At 58.7% G+C, this 18,255-nt stretch carries 14 protein-coding genes and 1 riboswitch; of the genes, 3 read left to right on the top strand and 11 right to left on the bottom strand.

Features of this window, described 5'->3' with window-relative positions; all coding sequences use genetic code 11:
* The first annotated feature begins 138 nt into the window (after window positions 1-138).
* Window positions 139-1,479, top strand: coding sequence for a diacylglycerol/lipid kinase family protein (locus tag PG731_RS01630; protein WP_270771726.1), 1,341 nt, complete (start codon window positions 139-141; stop codon window positions 1,477-1,479).
* A 17-nt stretch (window positions 1,480-1,496) separates the two neighbouring features.
* On the opposite strand, the gene pheA is transcribed toward PG731_RS01630, so the two are convergent.
* Genes pheA through PG731_RS01645 form a run of 3 tightly spaced genes read right to left on the bottom strand, consistent with a single transcriptional unit; the run spans window position 1,497 to window position 5,510 of the window.
* The gene (pheA, locus tag PG731_RS01635) at window positions 1,497-2,474 is read right to left on the bottom strand and encodes a prephenate dehydratase (protein WP_270771728.1); all 978 of its coding nucleotides are present in this window, start codon (window positions 2,472-2,474) and stop codon (window positions 1,497-1,499) included.
* 12 nt (window positions 2,475-2,486) lie between these two features.
* Window positions 2,487-4,823 (bottom strand): DUF6541 family protein, encoded by a 2,337-nt coding sequence (locus PG731_RS01640; protein WP_270771730.1) that lies wholly within the window; start codon window positions 4,821-4,823, stop codon window positions 2,487-2,489.
* A 3-nt stretch (window positions 4,824-4,826) separates the two neighbouring features.
* Window positions 4,827-5,510 (bottom strand): DedA family protein, encoded by a 684-nt coding sequence (locus PG731_RS01645; RefSeq protein WP_270771915.1) that lies wholly within the window; start codon window positions 5,508-5,510, stop codon window positions 4,827-4,829.
* 175 nt (window positions 5,511-5,685) lie between these two features.
* Here PG731_RS01645 and PG731_RS01650 point away from each other — a divergent pair, with 175 nt between their 5' ends.
* Window positions 5,686-8,379: a lysylphosphatidylglycerol synthase domain-containing protein gene (locus PG731_RS01650; protein WP_270771732.1), complete on the top strand. Its 2,694-nt coding sequence runs from the start codon at window positions 5,686-5,688 to the stop codon at window positions 8,377-8,379.
* 67 nt (window positions 8,380-8,446) lie between these two features.
* Window positions 8,447-9,532 (top strand): Gfo/Idh/MocA family protein, encoded by a 1,086-nt coding sequence (locus PG731_RS01655; RefSeq protein WP_270771733.1) that lies wholly within the window; start codon window positions 8,447-8,449, stop codon window positions 9,530-9,532.
* Window positions 9,533-9,613: 81 nt separating this feature from the next.
* Here the strand turns inward: PG731_RS01655 and PG731_RS01660 are convergent, their stop codons facing one another.
* The 8 genes from PG731_RS01660 to PG731_RS01695 all read right to left on the bottom strand — a co-directional run bounded on the left by PG731_RS01660 (window position 9,614) and on the right by PG731_RS01695 (window position 17,981).
* Window positions 9,614-10,402 (bottom strand): class I SAM-dependent methyltransferase, encoded by a 789-nt coding sequence (locus PG731_RS01660; RefSeq protein ID WP_270771734.1) that lies wholly within the window; start codon window positions 10,400-10,402, stop codon window positions 9,614-9,616.
* An 83-nt stretch (window positions 10,403-10,485) separates the two neighbouring features.
* Entirely contained in the window at window positions 10,486-11,100 is a 615-nt protein-coding gene (locus PG731_RS01665; RefSeq protein ID WP_270771735.1) for an AAA family ATPase, read from the bottom strand.
* Window positions 11,100-13,535, bottom strand: a complete 2,436-nt coding sequence (locus PG731_RS01670; protein WP_270771737.1) for an ATP-binding cassette domain-containing protein — start codon at window positions 13,533-13,535, stop codon at window positions 11,100-11,102. Before PG731_RS01670 ends, PG731_RS01665 begins: the two co-directional genes overlap by 1 nt.
* A gap of 95 nt (window positions 13,536-13,630) precedes the next feature.
* The gene (locus tag PG731_RS01675; protein ID WP_101628070.1) at window positions 13,631-14,236 is read right to left on the bottom strand and encodes an ECF transporter S component; all 606 of its coding nucleotides are present in this window, start codon (window positions 14,234-14,236) and stop codon (window positions 13,631-13,633) included.
* Window positions 14,237-14,268: 32 nt separating this feature from the next.
* Window positions 14,269-14,381, bottom strand: a riboswitch (TPP riboswitch).
* Window positions 14,382-14,506: 125 nt separating this feature from the next.
* Window positions 14,507-15,955 carry an amino acid permease gene (locus PG731_RS01680; protein ID WP_270771916.1) on the bottom strand — a complete coding sequence of 483 codons (1,449 nt, stop codon included), beginning with the start codon at window positions 15,953-15,955 and terminating at the stop codon, window positions 14,507-14,509.
* 344 nt (window positions 15,956-16,299) lie between these two features.
* A complete protein-coding gene (locus PG731_RS01685) occupies window positions 16,300-16,773 on the bottom strand; it encodes a toxin (RefSeq protein ID WP_270771740.1) in 474 nt (157 codons plus the stop codon).
* 100 nt (window positions 16,774-16,873) lie between these two features.
* Entirely contained in the window at window positions 16,874-17,446 is a 573-nt protein-coding gene (locus PG731_RS01690; RefSeq protein ID WP_442952636.1) for a DUF2249 domain-containing protein, read from the bottom strand.
* 70 nt (window positions 17,447-17,516) lie between these two features.
* The gene (locus PG731_RS01695; RefSeq protein WP_103632898.1) at window positions 17,517-17,981 is read right to left on the bottom strand and encodes a RidA family protein; all 465 of its coding nucleotides are present in this window, start codon (window positions 17,979-17,981) and stop codon (window positions 17,517-17,519) included.
* Between the last annotated feature and the right edge of the window lie 274 nt (window positions 17,982-18,255).

The following is an 18,255-nucleotide window of genomic DNA, read 5'->3' on the forward strand; positions in this document are numbered from 1 at the left end:
CGCTTGTGTGGATAACGCGAGTGAACAGGCTTCGGATGTGGAAAAGGCGTTTCCACAGCGATGGATTGTGGATTCGACTTATCCACAATTTTGTTTTCTGGCGGGGCGTGAAAAGCGTTCGATCGATAGTCTTGATGCATGACGATCTGGATTGTGATGGGCATTCTTGCTCTTGCGTTCGTTCTCTTTGGCGTCGTGTGGCTCTGGCGCTGGTATCAGACGCGTCAAGCACGCCTGCAACTGCGCAAAGATGCGATGCTCGCCCCCAGTTCCGTTTTCGATCCCAAGCGCGGTCGCCCACGTCCGTGGGTGATCGTGAATCCGGTCAAACATGATGATGTGGATGCTTTCAAAGCCGAAGTCAATCAGGCTGCACATCAGATGGGCATTGACCACGTGCATTGGCATGAAACAACCGCGGAAGACCCCGGCACCGGTCAAGCAATTGATGCTTTGGCGCAGGGCGCATCCATCATCATTGCTTCCGGTGGTGACGGCACGGTGCGCGCTGTGGCCGCGGGCGTTGCTGGGTCGGGTGTACGTATGGGCATTATTCCCGCCGGCACCGGCAATATTCTGGCCCGTAACCTAGGAATTCCGATCAACGATCCAGCCCAAGCGATGCGCATTGCTCTGGGAGAAAACCACCAGGCGCTTGACTGCGGGTGGTTGCGCGTCGACAACGTCGACACGCCTTCCGAGATTCCCGCGGAGGGAATGCTGGTGCGGGCGGCTCTGACGAAGAACAGAGTCGACACAGATACTCCGTCATCACTCGATCATGCGGAGTCCTCACTGGCTCACCGCGCTCAGAATCTGCCCGGAACGGACGAGTATTCGTTTGTCGTCATCGCCGGTCTTGGCTTCGACGGCGAAACGATGGCTGCGACCGATTCAGAACTGAAGAAGAAGGTTGGATGGGTTGCCTATGTGGTAGCAGCCCTCGGAGCAATCGCGAAGGAAGGAACAAAACTTCGCTTGATGCTCCGCAACCCGAAACCGATCACTGATCCTGTCGGGGACGCTCCCGGAGATGATGAGCACTCTCGCGTCGTCGACGAATCCGCAACGATCAGCGGGGTCAGCGTCCCCGATCAGCCCGAATCAGTTCTCACGTGGGTTCATTCGCGCACTGTCATGTTTGCGAACTGCGGGGAACTTCCATTCATCACCTTGGCACCGGGTGCTCGCGTCGATGACGGGCTGATTGATGTCATTGCCGTCAACACGGAAGCTGGCGTACTGGGCTGGGCGGACCTGTCCTTGAAGATCATGGGACAGGGACTGGGTGTGAAGACCATGAATCTTCCGGTTTCCGCCGGCAAGATTCAGTTCAGGCAGGCAGAGGGCGCATCCGTCGCCGCTCAATCACCCCAGGTGATTCAGGTTGATGGTGACGCGATCGGAACTGCGCGAACCGTTCACGTCCGGCTTGATCCACAGGCTCTAGATATTGCAGTTCCCGGCCTCGAAAACTGAAACCGGGAAATAAGCAGTCAGCCGTTCAACGGCCACGACGGTGCAACCGGGTAATCCGGAACGTCAACGCCATTTCCACCCTGAAGAATTGACGCAACCCAGGCGCGACCCGCGTGGAAATCCTCGTCGCTGGTTCCACGCAGAACATGTGCTTCCACTCCGTCAACGCGCGGGTACGAACCCATAAAACGAACCTCGGGCGAATAGCGATGCAGACCAACAAGAGAGGCTTGAACACGTTCTTCAGAAATGTGTCCAACAATGTCGATGCTGAACGTGTAGTCACCCAAACCGTCACCGCTTGGGCGAGACTCAATACGCGAAAGGTCGACACCGCGGACAGCGAACTGCTCCAACAGGGTCAGCAATGCACCGGACTCATTCACCGGAAGAGCAACCTGGATCGTCGTCTTATCCGCACCCGTTGGCGCGGGGATCTGGCCCGGCTTCGACACCAGGACAAAACGCGTCACAGCACCCGGATTATCAGCGACGTCCGTGTACATCGCTTCAAGACCATAGGTCTGAACCGAAACCTCGTTGCAGAGAGCCGCATCAAACGGGGCGTCACCACCGGAAAGGATTTCTGCCCCGGCTGCCGTGGAAGTGGCAGGCACATGAACAGCGCCCGGGAAAGTGGCTTCAACCCATCCACGACACTGAGCCCACGCGTGCGGGTGCGTACCAATGCGACGAACATCTTCGGGCCGGGTTCCCGGACGAACAGCCAGCTGGAACACCACGTGGACAACCATTTCAGCAACGATCACCAGTGGCTCACCTCGGGAGAGTGAATCAAGAGTCGCGTTCACGCCACCCTCAATTGAATTCTCGATCGGCACAACCGCGCGGTCGGCTTTGCCCTGGCGAACGGCGGCCAGAGCCTGTGGTGCACTGGTCATCGGCATCAGTGTCGCGTCGACTGGCGCGACTTGGCGCACGGCCTGTTCGGTGAACGTTCCGAACGGTCCAAGAAATGCGATTCGCAATGACATTGATGTCCTTCGTTATTTGTTTTCCGCAGAAGCAGAGTCGGCGTTCTCAGATACGGCGTCACATGCCGTGATCCTGTAGAGCTTCGCGGTTCCGCCTTGATCCACTAATTCAAAGCCATACGAGGTATCAACGTTGTACAGGCCCGGGAATCGAGACGAACGCAGGAAGTTGTAATACTTTCCATCTTCATCGGCGTAGTAATGCGTAATCCCCATCTGGTTCACGACCTCGCACACTTCAGGATTGTCGTGGATCTCGTTGAAGTGCTTCACCAGAACCTGCTGCCAGCGTTCCTCGTTATTGGTGGTCGACAGCTGAGGGAAAACCGCATCATGCTGTCCAAGAACTTCCGTGTACGCCGCGCCCGCAATCGGATCACCCAGGACAAGCGAATCTCCGGGAATCAGCAGTTGCATTCGACGAATCATTGCGAGCTCAGCGGTGTCAGCCATGCCCGGCTTCCCCAGGTTTTCTGGGTCGTAGACGTAGTCGGTGGCGCGAAGGCGCGCATCCAAGGCACCTCCGCCGGTGAGTAGCAGAAGCAGGACGCCGATAACAACGTCGATCAACCAGCGTGGGAATAGTGCAGGCAGGCTCTCTTCGCCCATGTTGGCGCCCACCAGTTCGTCGGTTTCGCTGGCTCCGAAGAATTCTGGTTCTTCGGCTTCACCGGCTTGCACCCCCTCTTGAGCTCCGCCGGGTTGCGCCACTTCTTCGGTTCTCAAGACGTGCGCTACCTCTTCGGTTCCGCCGTCGTCTTCATGGGTGAGCTGCGCGGTTACACCCTGCGAAACGCGGGCTACCCACTCAAAAACAAGGAAGGAAATCCGCTCGAAACCTATCGCCATCAACGGCACCATTGTCAGTCCATGCGGTCCCATGATCCGTCGCGGATCCAAGTACCAGGGGGCCAAAAGGAATGTGCGGAACTCCCCAATCGGCGCATACGCCAAGAAAGTCAGCAAGCAGAACAGCAGGTAAGAGACGATCGGCCAAATCGCACCCGGCTCCCAATCGGGGGTGTCGGCATGTTGGGCAGGCCCGGCCTCGTCGATGCGGAAAACGCTGAAGGCGTCAACGCTCACCGCAATGCCGACCAGCAGTAGGACAACTTGGACGGCGATCAGCATTGTCATCGCGGTCGTTTGCGAGAACGGTGGCGCGGGCGTGAACGTGTGGCTAAACGCGTACTCCCACGAGATTCCAGCTCGCGGATAGTTGCCCATCGCGCGAATTTTGCCCGTCGTCAAAAGCAAGAAGGGGGTGACGAGGCTCGCCACGCAGACAAGTCCCCCGACGAAAGCAAGGGATCGAGCGCCACGACGGTAGGCGCGAATCGCGCCCCCACCGACACCCGAAAGGAACGCGGCAATCAGCATGACGTAGATCGTGAACGCAGAACTCGGGTGAGCAACGGACGCGCCAAACATTCCTGCCAGTAGCAGGATCGTCAACGGGATCTGATGAGCAAGCGCACCCACACCCACCCGACGCGCATCCAGCAAGCGCCGACCGACGATCACCGCGAGCGCAACAACGCCTGGGATCAGAGCAAGACCGGTCGCCAATGGCCACTGGTTGTACATCGTCAGGTTGTCCGCAGGCATATCCAACAGAGCGCCTGCCAGAACGGGGGCTGCAAGAATCGCTCCGCGTTTACGCGTAATGACGCTGGTCATCGCGGTCGCACCAATAACCCAGACCAGCATCAGAACCAGCGATGTCACATTCGCGGTCAGAACAACTGTCTTCGGGGTTGCGAACAGGGCAGTGAAAGCATGCCACGTGGTCGGATAGAAAACGTCTCGACCACCGTAGAGGTCAGAAAGACCACCGAAGGGTGAAGCGTTCCTGGTTTGCACGATCGTCCACACGCCATTCAAATGGAATGTTGAATCCCACTGCTGGACGGGATTTCTTGGGCTTGCGTGCAACAGCATCGGAAGGGCTGCTACGAACGTACCGACGGCGATCATCACCCACATTGAGGCTCGCACTCGAACCTGCTCAGCACCCAGAGGCTGACGTGGTCCAATGTGTGACAGCAAGCTTCCCGGCTGGAGGCGCCCTCCACCAGCACGGCGAGCGGTAGCAAACAACCAGTTCACGCATCCCAAAACGAAAGCGATCCCGAGCAGGGGAAATACTTTTTCACGAGACCACGTGACATCGCCACGATCAAAAACAACGGACAGGATTGTCAGGAAGCCAAGCGTGATCGCGGGAGCAATGCCAACCGCAATAACGGAAGAGCGCACCCAGGATCGCACCCAGAAGACTCCCGGCAGAATCAGCGCAATCGCCATCTCCACCAAGATCGGTCCGGCAGCCCACCACTGTCCAAGCACGTTTTACTCCTGCGGAAGCGTGCCCGCGTCTAAAGCGTCTACAGCGGGTTCGGCCTGGTCCTTGTGCGAACGGTGAAGGATGAACTCAACGATCATCGGGATCAGGGAGACGAACACGATCGTCAAAATAATGATCGACAGGTGATCGTGCACGAAGTCGACGCCACCCAAGACCGAACCCAGGTAGGTGATGCCTGCGCCCCAGAGCAACGAGCCAAGCGAGTTAAACGCTAAGAACTTCGGGTAGGGGTAGCGTGCAATGCCTGCAGCAAGCGGAATGAAAGTGCGCACGAAGGGGATGAATCGACCAATCACCAGCGCGCGACCGCCGTAGTTCAGGAAGTAGCTCTCCGCTTTGTGCAGATGCTCGGTCTTCAAGAAGCGCGCATCGTCAGAAAACAGGCGACGACCGTAGCGCGCACCCAGCCAATAGCCGATCTGCGCACCGATAAATGCGGCGATGAAGGTCAGGATGACCAGAGTTGGCAGGTGCAAACCCAGACGGTCGTGCAGAAGACCCGCTGTGAACAGCAAGGAGTCACCGGGAAGAACCGGGAACAAGACGCCCGACTCGATCAGCACGATCGCAAGTGTGCCCCACAAAACCCACGGGCCCATTGCTAGAAGCAAGCCCTCCGGATCATGGAACCAGCCGATGAACGTGCTCAGCCAGCTTGAATCGGCCATCGGCGACAGGGTAGGCGAAAGCGCCGGCAGAAGGTCGGTGGCGAGGGTCGATAAGTTCACTCAGTCTCCTTGATACTCGTGCGAGCTTTTCTCGCGCGTTGGCGGGACGTAGCGCTCGGCATATTCCCGCGCTTCACACCCTACCCGTCAAGCGCTCGCAGTTAGGATTGAGAGCATGGAGTACACAGAGGATGACGTCACACCCGCAGGTTCCGGTGACGTTTCCTCTCAGACTGTTTCTGCCCTCGCAGACCACGAGACCACTGAAGACCCGCAGAATTATGCGGAATCTGAAGCGCTGGCTGACACCGCGGATACCGAATCTGACGTGGTTGACGACGGCGTGGATGATGAAGCGAAACCCCACACACCTGGCCGTCTGTCCGTCCCCGTTCACTATGCGGATAGGCAGACTCCGCGCAGGCGACGTCGCGAGGACTTGTTTCAAGCACTTTTCTGTGTTTTCGGAATCGCTGCCACGTGGGCAATCGGCGTTTTTGCGAACGCGACTACGCAGGGTGTGACAGAGGATGTCCTTCGTTTTCGTTTCATTCGTGAAATTCTGCTTCTTCCGATCACGTTGATCGAGGGCAGCGTTGTCCTGATCGCTCCGATTGCGATTGTGGTTGCGCTGGCCTTACGTCGGCGTATTTCCGCGATCGCTCATTCTGTGGGCACGGCGATCGTCGCGGTACTGGTGGGGTGGGCGCTCCTCTGGGCGACTTCACTGCTACCTGATGACATCACGGCTCCTCTTCGCGTGGCGAAGGCTGTCGCACTGTTGGGTGATACGACGTCAACGGCGCTGGGGATCAACCTGATCGTAATCACGCTCTGCGCAATGTTCACTGTCGCGGGCGAGATGCAGAATATGCGAACCGTCCGGTGGGCGTGGATCGGCCTGTGGGTGATTGTTTTCCTTGGTGTGATGCGTTCGTCGATGACTCTGCCGAGCGCGTTCATTTCCGTGTTCATCGGCCGGATCGTTGGTTCAATTGCGCGGTGGTTTTTCGGCTTCGAGGATCGTCGCGCCTCGGGTACGGATATCGTTTCCGCTCTTTTGGACTTGGGTCTGGTGCCAGTTCGCGTGGTGCGTACCGATTTGGATACATCAAGCGAACCACTTTCGGCTTGGTCGATTATCGAAGATTCACGAGGCCGGCTCCACATTCAAAGTCGTGACGTGCAGACGGTCGAATACACGGTGAATCGTCGGCCTGACGTTGACGAAAATCGTCATTATCAGGTGTGGACCGTTGATGATCAGCTGTATGAAGTGGTGGCGTTGGATCCCGGTCGCGAGATTGTCGGAACGCTTGTTGACGTGTGGAACAACGTGCGCTTGCGCGGAATTTCGCGATGGATTTCCCCGTCTCTGAAGGCAACAACGGAACGCGCTACGCTGACTTCCCTTGCAGCCCGTAAAGCTGGTGTTCACACCCCCGACGTTGCTGGAATTGCTCAGGCTGGCGAGTCGTTTATTTCCGTATCGCAGGCGCTTCCAGCGACGGCTCCGCTCACGTCATTCGAGGCTGACCAGATCAGTGACGCGATGCTCGATGAGGCGTGGACGCAGCTTCGTGCCGCCCATCGAAGCGGTATTAGCCACCGGGATCTTTCCCAGGATGCCGTGCTATTAGACGATAGGGGGGAACTGTGGATTGTCGATTGGCAAAAGGGCGAGGTCGCAACCACTGAGCTCAACCGCCGTATCGACATTGCCCAGATGCTTGTCTTGCTCTCGCTTGCCGTCGGCAGTGAACGAGCTTTGGAATCGGCCCGCAGAACGGTGGCGCCCGAAGTCTTGACCTCGTGCGCAGCCGTGTTACAGGGACCGGTGTTACCGATGAGCGTCCGACAAAACGTGCGCCGAACTGACCTGGTGGAAAACCTGCGAGCGCAGTTGATGGGCGTTGAATCTGACGATGAAGTGGAGTTGACGGATCTTCAGCGTTTCCGCCCGCGCACCGTAATCATGGTGGCAGTTCTTTTCACGGCGCTCGTCGTTGTTTTGGGCTCGATGAACTTCGAAGACATTACGACAGCGGTGACGCAGGCGAACCCGTGGTGGATGGCGCTCTCGTTTGGACTCGCATGCTTGACATGGGTTGGTGGCGCGATCCCACTGATGGCACTCAGCCCCGTGAAACTACGCTTCTGGGAGGCTGTCACCGCCCAGATCGGCGCATCGATCGCGACGATCGTTGCCCCCGCCGGCGTCGGTCCCGCGGTCGTCAACCTGCGACTATTGAAAAAGAAGAAGGTTGGCACGGTTGTCGCTGCCACCACGGTCACTTTGCAACAGTTGATCCAGTTGGCGTTCATCCTGTTGTTCCTGCTGATCGCGATGGTACTCAACGGCAGTTCTTTCTCCGTCCAGTTGCCGTATGGCACGATCCTTGCGGTCGTTGTCGTTGTCATTGCAGTGATTGCAGCTCTCTTGTCGATTCCGCAGTTCAGAAAGTGGGTGTGGTCGAAGATCGAGCCGACATGGACTCAGGTGCACCCCCGTCTGATCTGGATTGTTGGACAGCCTCAACGTCTGCTTGCCATTCTTGGCGGAAATGTTCTGATGAACGTCGGTTTCATCGGAGCTTTCTGGGCGGCCCTTGCCGCGATGGGTGGTTCCATGGACCTCCTGTCACTGGCTTTGACCTACTTGGCTTCGAACTCTCTGGGTTCTGTCATCCCCTCGCCCGGCGGTATTGGTCCTGTCGAAGCTACCCTCACCGCCGGTCTTCAGGTTGCCGGCGTTCCCCTATCAATCGGCCTGCCCACCGCGGTCCTCTACCGTCTGGTAACGTTCTACGGTCGTATCCCCTTCGGTTGGCTGGCGATGAAGTACATGGAGCGCAAGGACCTGCTCTGATTCTCAGTGCGTGAGTACTCTTGTTCGACCACGCGACGATTTTCATTCGCTATGAAACAATAGGGGTATGACAACGCAGTCGAATCCTCATACAGCCCTTGCCCCTCTACCCGCTCCCCTGGCCGAACTGGCCGCAGGCGTGGAACTCCTTGATCCGATGGAAGCGCCCGCAATTCGCTGGGGCATCCTCGGTGCTGGCGGAATTGCAGCAGTTTTTGCTCATGACGTCGCCGCCTACTCGTCCGGCGTGATGGCAGGTATCGCAGCTCGCGATCCGAAGCGCGCTCAAGAGTTCGCCGCAACCTACAACGTCGAAAAGGCCTACGACTCGTACGAGGACCTCGTTGCAGCCGATGATATTGACGCCGTCTACGTCGCCACCGTCCACCCGCACCACGAGAAACTAGCGACCCTCGCGCTCAACGCCGGCAAGCCGGTCTTGGTGGAAAAGTGTTTCACCATGGATGCCGTTTCCGCGAAGCGTGTCCTGGATCTGGCGAAGGAAAAGAACCTGTTCTGCATGGAAGCCATGTGGACGCGTCACCTGCCACACCAGAAGGTACTCAGCCAGATTGTCGCCAATGGTGGTCTCGGTGCGGTTTCGACCGTTCACGCTGATCACGGCCAAAAGCTGGAGCATATTCGTCGCATGTGGGATCCCGAGCTCGGTGGTGGCGCTCTGATGGATCTTGGCGTCTACTCGATGTCTTTCGTCCACCAGATTCTTCCGGACGTGAAGCTTGTGGGAGCAACCGCAAACCTCACCGATCTGGGGGTCGACGTCCAGTCCGCCGCCCTATTGAAGACCGACACCGCGGTGGCAATGGCGGCCTCGAACTTCAATGGCCGATCCGCAACCTACGGCGAAGTTGTTTTCGAACGCGGCGCTGTTGAGATGGAAGAGCAGTTCTACCGTCCCTCGACTCTGCGCCTGCGCACTTTCGGTGAAGGCAAGCGCGAAAATGGTGAGACCGTTGAATGGTCGGGCATCGTCCCCGGTGGCTTCCAGTACCAGGCGGCCGAGGTCGCTCGTTGCTTGACCGCCGGCAAGAAAGAATCCGACACGATGCCCAGGTCAGCGACCCTGCGCGTGATGGAACTTCTGGACGAGATGCGCGCTCAGACGAACATCGTTTACCCGTGGGAGAAGTGAGCGTCAGCTTTCCTGACTTCACACGTTTGAATGGCCCCGTTTTCCTCTTTGGGAAAGCGGGGTCGCTTCTTTCAGTGTGTTTCAGCGCTTATGCGCCGTCCACACGAGCGTCGTATACGGAATGGTCACCGGTTTTCCAGGCTCGTAGGCGAGGTGTTCGTAGAGGTACCAGCGCAGATTGTCCTGCATCCGCGCCCGTCCACCTTCGTTTTGGCGCAGGTAGGACGATCGCGTTGTGCCCAAGCGAAGAATGTCCTCAGGGGTGATGCGCTCTTCGAAGTTCACGAGGCCAAGCACCGGCTCAGTGAATTGGTTGGAAAAGCTCGGTGGCTTGTCGGGTCGGTGCACGTCACCGGACCTCATAATTCTGGTCAGGCGATGAACCCAGGGGATGGAAACATCCATTTGGTTCCACACCACTCCAATCCCACCGCGATCCTTCAAGATTCGGCTTGCTTCGTAGCTCGCGAGCTCTTCGTCGACCCAGTGCCACGATTGCGCATAGACAACGAGGTCGACACTGCCGGTCGGCAAACCGGTATCTTCTGCGGTTCCATTGTGAATCGCGATGAGGTGACGCCAGCGCGGTGAGCGATCTTCGAGTGCTTCACTCATCTGCTGGCGCATTGCTTCTGATGGTTCAACAGCCTCCACGCATATGCCACGCTCGGCAATAAGCGCGCTCATTTTTCCTGTTCCAGCACCAATATCGGCAATGCGCGGGCCCTGCTCACCAGCGGGATCACTCTTGCTAGCGGAATGATCTGCCAAGCCCCGCCTCGTCACTTCGACAAGCTGGTCAACGACCGAAGCTGGGTATGCCGGACGCACCGAGGCGTACTCGGGGGAGGCAATGTCGAAAGGATTCATCAGCGAGAAGTCTAGTCACTGCGAACGCTCAGGCGAGGATGGGACAGACGAATGCGTTGGGTAGGCAATAGGCTCGCGCAATGTCAGGTCAGAACGATCGCGTCAGCGAGCTCTTGTGGTTGATCGACCAGAAGGCGAGCATCATCTTGCTCGGCCCAGGTGCGCCAATGTGGCCGATAGGTGTCTCCATCGCGGGCAATCGCGCGGTCGTAGCGGACGGGTTCGCCGCCCTCAGCTTCGACCCAGATGACGTAGTCCGCGAGCGCACAACTACGCTCAGTCAGCGCCCCGCACCCTTCAACGATCGTGGGAACACCGGGAAGAACCTGCTTTGGGTCACGTTCAGTGGATGCTTCCCAATCCCAGGGGCGATAGGTGGCGATGCGACCCGCACGAAGGTCGGCCATCACCGTTTCGGTGACGGATTGTGCGCCGGCGAGACCCTGCCAACCGCGATACCACTCGTCGGGGCCAATGATTCGCCACGTGTATCCGCCAGTCATGCCATTCAGAGCATCACGAAGAGCGAGTGCGAACGTGGACTTGCCTGCGCCCGACAATCCGTCAACCAGAATGATCGGGGTTTTACTGGCTGAGGCGTGCGCGTGGGTCAGTGTCGCTTTGACAATCTCGGCGGGTAACGGCTGACTCGGAGACCAGAAAAACCGCCGTTGTTCAGCCTGTTTGTTCGTCAACATCAGCGCCCAATCAAGGCAAAGTAACCGAAATAGACGGCAGCACTCAACGCGATGATCGGCACCAGAATCGAGACGATCAGCATGATAATGTCTCGAACACCCATGGAGGACTGGCGCGCCCACGTGCGAGGTCCGGTTGCGCCGAAGCCTCGTGCTTCCATCGTCAGTGACAGTTTCGCGCTACGGCGCAAAGCGAACACGAGCAGTGAGAACGAACCCCGGGCCAGTGACACGACCTTGTGAGCGTCCCCGATTCCTCGGATCCGACGCGCCTGCTCCAAACCCTTCCAGTCAGCGGTCATCAGCCCGGTCATGCGGGCCGCCGCTAAGGTTGCCAGCACGGGACGGGCGGGAACGTGCAGGATCTGCGCCAGACCGTCCGCCATGTCGGTCGGATCAATCCGCGACAGCAACACGATTGCCGGCATGCCGATTGCCAGGACGCGCAGAAAGATTCCGGCTGCCATCCACACGGAGCGCTCCGAGATGATTGCGGGACCGAATGACCAGAAGATTTCGCCCGCGGGATTCGCGTACAGCAACATCGACAGGGCAGCCAAAGGCGCTGCGAGGAACAGTGGGATCATGCGGAACGCGATCGTCCGGGCGCGAATATGCGTCACCGGCAGAAGCAAAAGTTCCAGTACCAGCGCAATGCCGGCGGATATGACGTCGATCGACAGGATTAACGGCGTCGTCATCAGAATCAGGGACAGCACCTGCGTCACCGGGTTCACCAATTCGATAAAACGCTTGGGGCGCGTCGGCTCTGTGGCGGAGTGCTCGGCCTTCTCTTCCAAGGTGGCGTCCGATGAAGCGTGGCCGGCCTCGTCCGTTGGGATCGTGGGCGCAAGCGACGAATTCGCACCCGCTGGCGCAACGCCGACGTTACCGAGGTCGATGACGTTCTGTCCCATCGCTTCGACGAAGGCGGGGTCGTGCGTAATCGAGACGAGCGTCGTTCCGAGAGCCTGCGCACGGCGAAGCAATCTGACCAATTCAAGCCACGTTGTGCGATCCTGGCCGAACGTCGGTTCGTCGAGAATCAGCAGTTCGGGTGCGCTGATCAGCGCGCTCGCAACAGAAAGTCGGCGCTTTTCGCCACCCGACAGGGTCATTGGGTTCGCGCCAGCAAGTGCGGTTAGGCCCAGTGCGGCCAGGTGCTCATCAACGAGGTCGGCCAACTCGTCTTCATCGATTCCCGCTTGACGAGGGCCGATCTCAAGCTCACCGCGCACAGTTGTAGAGACGAACTGATACTCGGGTTCCTGGAAGACCATAGAGATTCGGCCTAGGAGGTCTTTCGAACGCCACTCGTGCGGGTCAGCGGATTCGCTGGGAAGACCATCCTTCGGGCTGGCACTGATTGTGCCTTCAATCTGCGGTAACAGGCCGGCGAGCGTCAGGGCGAGAGTCGTCTTGCCCGCACCGTTCGCGCCAACGAGGCAGGTCGATTGGCCTCGCGGAATATCGAGGCTGATACCGGTGCGGACAGGATGCTCCGGTGAGTAGCCGATCGTCAGGTCACGAACTGACAGGATGGGAGTGGAGTCTGTCTGCCCTCCGTTATCGAGAGCCTGATTCTCTACTTCGCTTGCTCCGAGCGCGGCAACAACATCGTCGACGGGAAGCCAGATGCCACGCTGTTTCAGCGTCTCACCCTGCTCGGCAAGCACTTGCTCAATCGGACCATCAGCTGCAACGGCGCCATCGAGGATCACGATCACACGATCAACGAGCGACGCCCACACATCCACGCGATGCTCAATAACGACCATCGTTGCGCCACTCACAGCAAGGACACGCTCAACCGCGTCGCGAACCCCCGCAACGCCTTCCGGATCAAGGTTTGCGGTCGGCTCATCAAGAAGCAGAAGACCGGGCTGCATCGCCAAAATCGACGCGAGTGCGAGGCGCTGTTTCTGACCGCCCGACAGCATCGACGTATTGCGATCACGGCTGACATTCAGGCCAACCGCTTCCAAAGCGGCATCAACGCGCGGCCACATCTCTTCGCGCACAACCCCGAGGTTCTCCATGCCGAACGCCACGTCATCACCGACACGCGCAAGCACAACCTGAGCCTCAGGATCTTGCATCATCAAGCCGATGCGACCGCGAAGATTCTCCGGCTTTTCGCCCTCGACCAATAGGGAGCCTCGCGCTTCACCCTCATCTTCCCCACCGAGCAGGCCAGCCAAACCTGCCATCAACGTCGACTTACCTGAGCCACTTGGGCCTAAAACCAGAACGCGCTCACCCGGGTTAATCTGCAGATTCACCCCATCGAGCGTCCACTTCAGACGACCGCCATGACGCCAACCCCAGTCTTCGATCACTACCGACGCGGGGGTACGAGGTGCCTTGGCATCCTCCCCACGTAACGAGTCAGAGTGAGAAGCAGGAATACCGGGATCAGGCAGATTAGTGCTCATAGTGCAACGCCCCAGAAAGAGTAGAGACCGATAAAGCCTGGACCCGCTGGCGGTGGCTTGTGCCGTCGCCAGCGGGTCCAGGCCTCGTCAATTCATCAGACGCGAGTCCGAACCTCGCGACCGGCCGCGAAACGATCCAGCGCGCCAGTCTGCGCAAGACCGCGAACCAGCAGCCATGCCAGCAGGCCCGCAATCGCACCCGAAATGATCAGTGTGATGAAGTACGTGATGTTGAAGCCGAAGGACTTCGCCATGTTGCCGAACGCCAGGAACTCAAGGATCCACGCGCCCACACCGGCACCGGCACCCGAAAGGGCGGCAACCGTCAGGCTGAAGCGACGGTAAACGAAGAGAGCGAAGATGATATCGGCGCCCAGACCCTGAGCAAGACCCGAGTACAGCGTCGAAATACCCCACTGTGAACCCAGCGCAGCGGAAACCGAAGCAGCAATGACTTCAACCAGGATTGCAGCACCCGGCTTGCGGACGATCAATCCACCAATCGGGCCACCGATCAGCCAAATACCGGTAATCAGACCACCGAAACCGGGGGTCACTGCATCCAGAACGTCGTAGCCCAAGCCACCAACCTGGTTCCAGATCAGGAACAGCAAACCACATGCAACACCAAGAATCGCGGTGGTCACCATGTCAACGACGCGCCAATTCAGGCGGGGTGCAGATGCAACGTTGTCACTCATGCTGAAGAACTCCTCTCGTGTACAGCATGGTGCTCACGAGTAGGAAGCCTCCCTACGCCGGCATTACCCGGTTCAGGTTCGACGGTCGAAGGCACTTTGCCTTCCTCTCAACCCAGCACGCGTGCGGGTTCCCGTGGCACTGAAATAAAGCCTAATCAGCGGATACAAAGATTGCGAATCCGGGCGGTCGATATTTCAGAAAGTGAAAGGACGTGCGGGACGCTGATGGTGGATGTGCGGGCGACAGGGCCGAAAAGTCGCGCCTGTGCGTCAGACACCGGCGGCCTCGTGATCGAGGGTGCCTTCCTCTGCGCGCTTCAGCATGCGGTGTCGGTTGATCAGCGCAGCACCGACGATGAAGACGATCCACACGAGGGACGTGAACAAGCCCTGACGGGTGTCCTCAAACAGGGTGAGGACGGCGACCATTGCCAGCATGAAGATGAAGACGATCCACGCGGATGCTGCGCCCCGCGGGGCCTTGAAGACGGAGGCTTCGTGGCGCTCAGGGTAGCGACGCAGGTAAATCAGGTACGAGACGATGATGACGACCCATACGCCCATGAACAGGGTTGCCGACATGGATGTGACCAGCGTGAACGCCGCGGAGATCGACCCGCCGGACGCCATGACGATAATGCCGGACAGCAGGCAGACGCACGACAGGAACAGGGCGTTCTTCGGGACGTGATGGCGAGACAGACGGGCAAAGATCTTGGGGGCATCTCCGCGCGACGCCAGGCCGAACAACATACGCGACGTTGAGTAGATGCCGGAGTTCGCCGACGATGCAGCAGAGGTCAGAACGACAATGTTCACGATCGTCGCGGCCGCCGCTAGGCCGGTCATGGAGAACATGGTGACGAACGGCGAACGCTCGGGGTCAACCTGGTCCCACGGGGTCACCATCATGATCGCGGCGAGAGCCGCGACGTAGAACAGCATGATGCGCACGGGGATGGAGTTGATCGCCTTGGGCAGGGTCTTTTCCGGGTCGGCGGTTTCCGCGGTCGTCGTGCCGACCAGTTCGATGCCGACGAATGCGAAGAGAGCAATCTGGAAGCCACCCAAGAATCCGATGAAACCCTTCGGGAAAACACCGCCGTGCGACCAGAGGTTTGATACCGCAGCGGTCGTGCCAGCTTCGGAGGTGGTGTGCATGGCGACCATGATGAAACCAACGACGACCAGCGCAAGAATCGCAATGATCTTGACCAGCGCGAACCAGAATTCTGTTTCACCAAACGCCTTCACGGTCATCGCGTTCAGGGAGAACAGCAGGACTGTCGTAATGACAATCGGGATCCACGCGGGCGTTTGTGGCCACCAGAATCTGACGTATCCGGTGATGGCGATCACGTCGGCGACGCCGGTGACGACCCAGCACATCCAGTACGTCCAGCCGGTGACGAACCCGGCCCAGGGCCCGATGAGGTCGCGGGCGATGTCAGCGAACGTGTGATAGCGCGAGTCCGACAGAAGTAACTCACCCATCGCGCGCATGAACATGAACAGGATCGCGCCGATAATGATGTAGACCAGCAGGATCGAAGGGCCTGCTGTGGCGATCGTCTTGCCGGAACCCATGAACAGGCCGGTGCCAATTGCGCCACCGATTGCGATGAGCTGGACGTGACGGTTTTGCAGATTGCGTTGCAGGTGGCCACTTTCGCCGGTGTCGGCTCCTGCGCTAGGCGCAGGTGTTCCGGTCGCGCTCATGCCGTGACTACTCATCAGACTCCTTCCGCGTCGGCGATATCGCCGAGCGTGTGTGTCGGCGGTGATGATGCCGACACTACGGGTAAGCCGAGCACTGCTGCCTGCAAGGTCCGTAATTCGCTAACAGTGCCCCAATAACTGTTTACGATACTTCACCTTCGCGTTACCTTTTCATGCGCGACACATGGCAAACGAGTCACGTCGCATTCACTCAACCGTGCCCCACCGGCGCAGATGTGTCGATTTACACGATCTTGCACCTTCGCGTTTTCTCTTCCTCAATCACGAGGCCGCCCACACCACAAAGCACCAGGGCTTGCAGTGTGGGCGGTCTGAAGAAAGGTTCAGGCTTCGAGGTGAGCTTTGATCGCATCAAGCGCTTCAGCCCACATCCCCGCTTCGTCATCCCACATTTGGCGGGCCTCGTCTTCATCGTCGCTGACTGACGAGAGGCCGGACTCTTCGATGTGAACGTTCACCGAGTCGCCCTCTTCAGAGAGGGAGATTTCGACGCGAGTCGCGTATTCGTCGGGGAGCTCATCGGATGCGATCGGATACCAGCGGAAGGCGACGACATCCATCGGATCCTCGTCTGCTTTTTCAACCAGCCACTCGCCCGCTTCAGGGTCAGTCACGTGGTAGATGCCCTCATCATCAAGGGCGACCTCGTGGTCGTCGACCGGACCGTCATTAACCCACCAGCCGGGTTCGCTGACAACTGCCCACACGTCTTCAACAGAGGTGGCAATTCCACAGTCAACTTCGACGCGGTCGAAGTCCTCTTCCGGGGTGTTCTCATCATCATCGAAGAAATTCATACCTCAACGGTAACCGGAATCTTCCCACGTCACTAGATGAACGCGAATATGACTTTGGGGTGCGTCGCGGATCGCGACGCACCCCAAAGTGAGTGAATGATCAGGAAATACGCGTAACGCGGTAACGCCAGTTTTCCGGGCCCGCTTCGATGGTCTCGACACGGTAGTGGGACTCGGAGCCCTGCAGGTGAGCAAACAGCGGGTCAGGCTGATGCGGAGCGCGGATCTGGATGTTTTCGCCTACCGGCAGAGAATCCATTGCCGCGAACAAGGCTGCGCGACGAACGACCTTCGGGATCGAGTGAAAAACGAGTTCTTCAACGCCCGCACCATGGCCGCAGTGTCCGTGACCGTGATGGCCGTGTCCATGACCTCCGCGGCCATGCCCCTTACCACCGCAGCCGCAACCGCCTTCCGGCTTTGCCTCTTCAGCCTTATGACCGTGTCCACCGCAGCCACAACCGGACGTGGTTTCTTCAACGGGGACCTCGTGGCCGCGACCCTTGCCACCGCATCCTCCACCGTTTCCGTGGCCGCCACAGCCACAGCCACCTTCAGACTTCACGTCTTCGGTGCCGGTTCGCGCGTCAACGAGCTTGAATGTCTGATGGTTCTGCGAAGGCGCTGCCTCGGGCAGGGCGTCGACCATTTTTCCTCCAAAAGCCTGAGTCATCAACTCGAAATATACCCTATGGGGGTACCCGTTCACTATAGGACTTCCGCGCCATCTCAGCGCGAGCAGATCAGTCTTCGCGGAGCGCGAATTCTGCTTCGACCTCGACGGATACGTTCAACGGCAGGGCCGCAACACCGAATGCAGAACGCGCGTGTGCGGTGCCGAAGATTTCAGCGAATAGTTCAGACGCACCATTGATGACGCCGGCCTGGCCGTAGAAGTCAGGACGCGACGACACGAAGCCAACAACCTTGACGACACCTGCGAGGTTGTCGACGCCACCCGCCAACGTCGCGGCTGCCGCGATCGCATTGAGCGCGCAGACGCGTGCGGCATCCTTGGCATCTTCGGGGTCAGTTGCATCCTCACCGACTGCACCGATGCAAACGGGTTCACCGTCAACAACAGGGAGCTGACCCGAGGTGCGGATAACACCGCGGTCGAGGACGGCTGGCACGTATGCGGCAACAGGAGTTGCGACGGGCGGAAGTTCCAGGCCAAGTTCGGCAAGTTTTTCAGATGGCAGGCTCATGACTGTCCTTTCAGTTTTCGCTGATCATATTCGTCGCAGGCGCCTGCCCGCTCCTTAGTGTCGAGCAGCGCCGATTACCTTCTACGTTAGGCGTCTTTGCCATCGTCCGCGACCGCGCGAGGACGATCATCACTGCGAAGACACCAATGTTCACTCCAAGGAATGAAACGACAAGGTCGGCACGCCGTGGAGGACATAGGGTTCACATAGGCATTAGGGCCAATTGATGTGATGTGGCACCACTCATCGTTTTACGGCACTTCGGTTGCACGTT

The sequence above is a fragment of the Pauljensenia sp. OF14-1SRA genome (assembly GCF_027694595.1).
Classification (GTDB): Bacteria; Actinomycetota; Actinomycetes; order Actinomycetales; family Actinomycetaceae; genus Pauljensenia; species Pauljensenia turicensis_B.

What these genes read in the sequence shown, in the direction of transcription:
- PG731_RS01680 (WP_270771916.1), bottom strand. Translation starts at nt 15,955, where the DNA reads ATGAGCGCGACCGGAACACCTGCGCCTAGCGCAGGAGCCGACACCGGC.
- PG731_RS01690 (WP_442952636.1), bottom strand. Translation starts at nt 17,446, where the DNA reads ATGACTCAGGCTTTTGGAGGAAAAATGGTCGACGCCCTGCCCGAGGCA.
- PG731_RS01670 (WP_270771737.1), bottom strand. Translation starts at nt 13,535, where the DNA reads ATGAGCACTAATCTGCCTGATCCCGGTATTCCTGCTTCTCACTCTGAC.
- PG731_RS01675 (WP_101628070.1), bottom strand. Translation starts at nt 14,236, where the DNA reads ATGAGTGACAACGTTGCATCTGCACCCCGCCTGAATTGGCGCGTCGTT.
- PG731_RS01650 (WP_270771732.1), top strand. Translation starts at nt 5,686, where the DNA reads ATGGAGTACACAGAGGATGACGTCACACCCGCAGGTTCCGGTGACGTT.
- PG731_RS01695 (WP_103632898.1), bottom strand. Translation starts at nt 17,981, where the DNA reads ATGAGCCTGCCATCTGAAAAACTTGCCGAACTTGGCCTGGAACTTCCG.
- PG731_RS01630 (WP_270771726.1), top strand. Translation starts at nt 139, where the DNA reads ATGACGATCTGGATTGTGATGGGCATTCTTGCTCTTGCGTTCGTTCTC.
- PG731_RS01685 (WP_270771740.1), bottom strand. Translation starts at nt 16,773, where the DNA reads ATGAATTTCTTCGATGATGATGAGAACACCCCGGAAGAGGACTTCGAC.
- PG731_RS01655 (WP_270771733.1), top strand. Translation starts at nt 8,447, where the DNA reads ATGACAACGCAGTCGAATCCTCATACAGCCCTTGCCCCTCTACCCGCT.
- PG731_RS01645 (WP_270771915.1), bottom strand. Translation starts at nt 5,510, where the DNA reads ATGGCCGATTCAAGCTGGCTGAGCACGTTCATCGGCTGGTTCCATGAT.
- PG731_RS01665 (WP_270771735.1), bottom strand. Translation starts at nt 11,100, where the DNA reads ATGTTGACGAACAAACAGGCTGAACAACGGCGGTTTTTCTGGTCTCCG.
- PG731_RS01660 (WP_270771734.1), bottom strand. Translation starts at nt 10,402, where the DNA reads ATGAATCCTTTCGACATTGCCTCCCCCGAGTACGCCTCGGTGCGTCCG.
- pheA (WP_270771728.1), bottom strand. Translation starts at nt 2,474, where the DNA reads ATGTCATTGCGAATCGCATTTCTTGGACCGTTCGGAACGTTCACCGAA.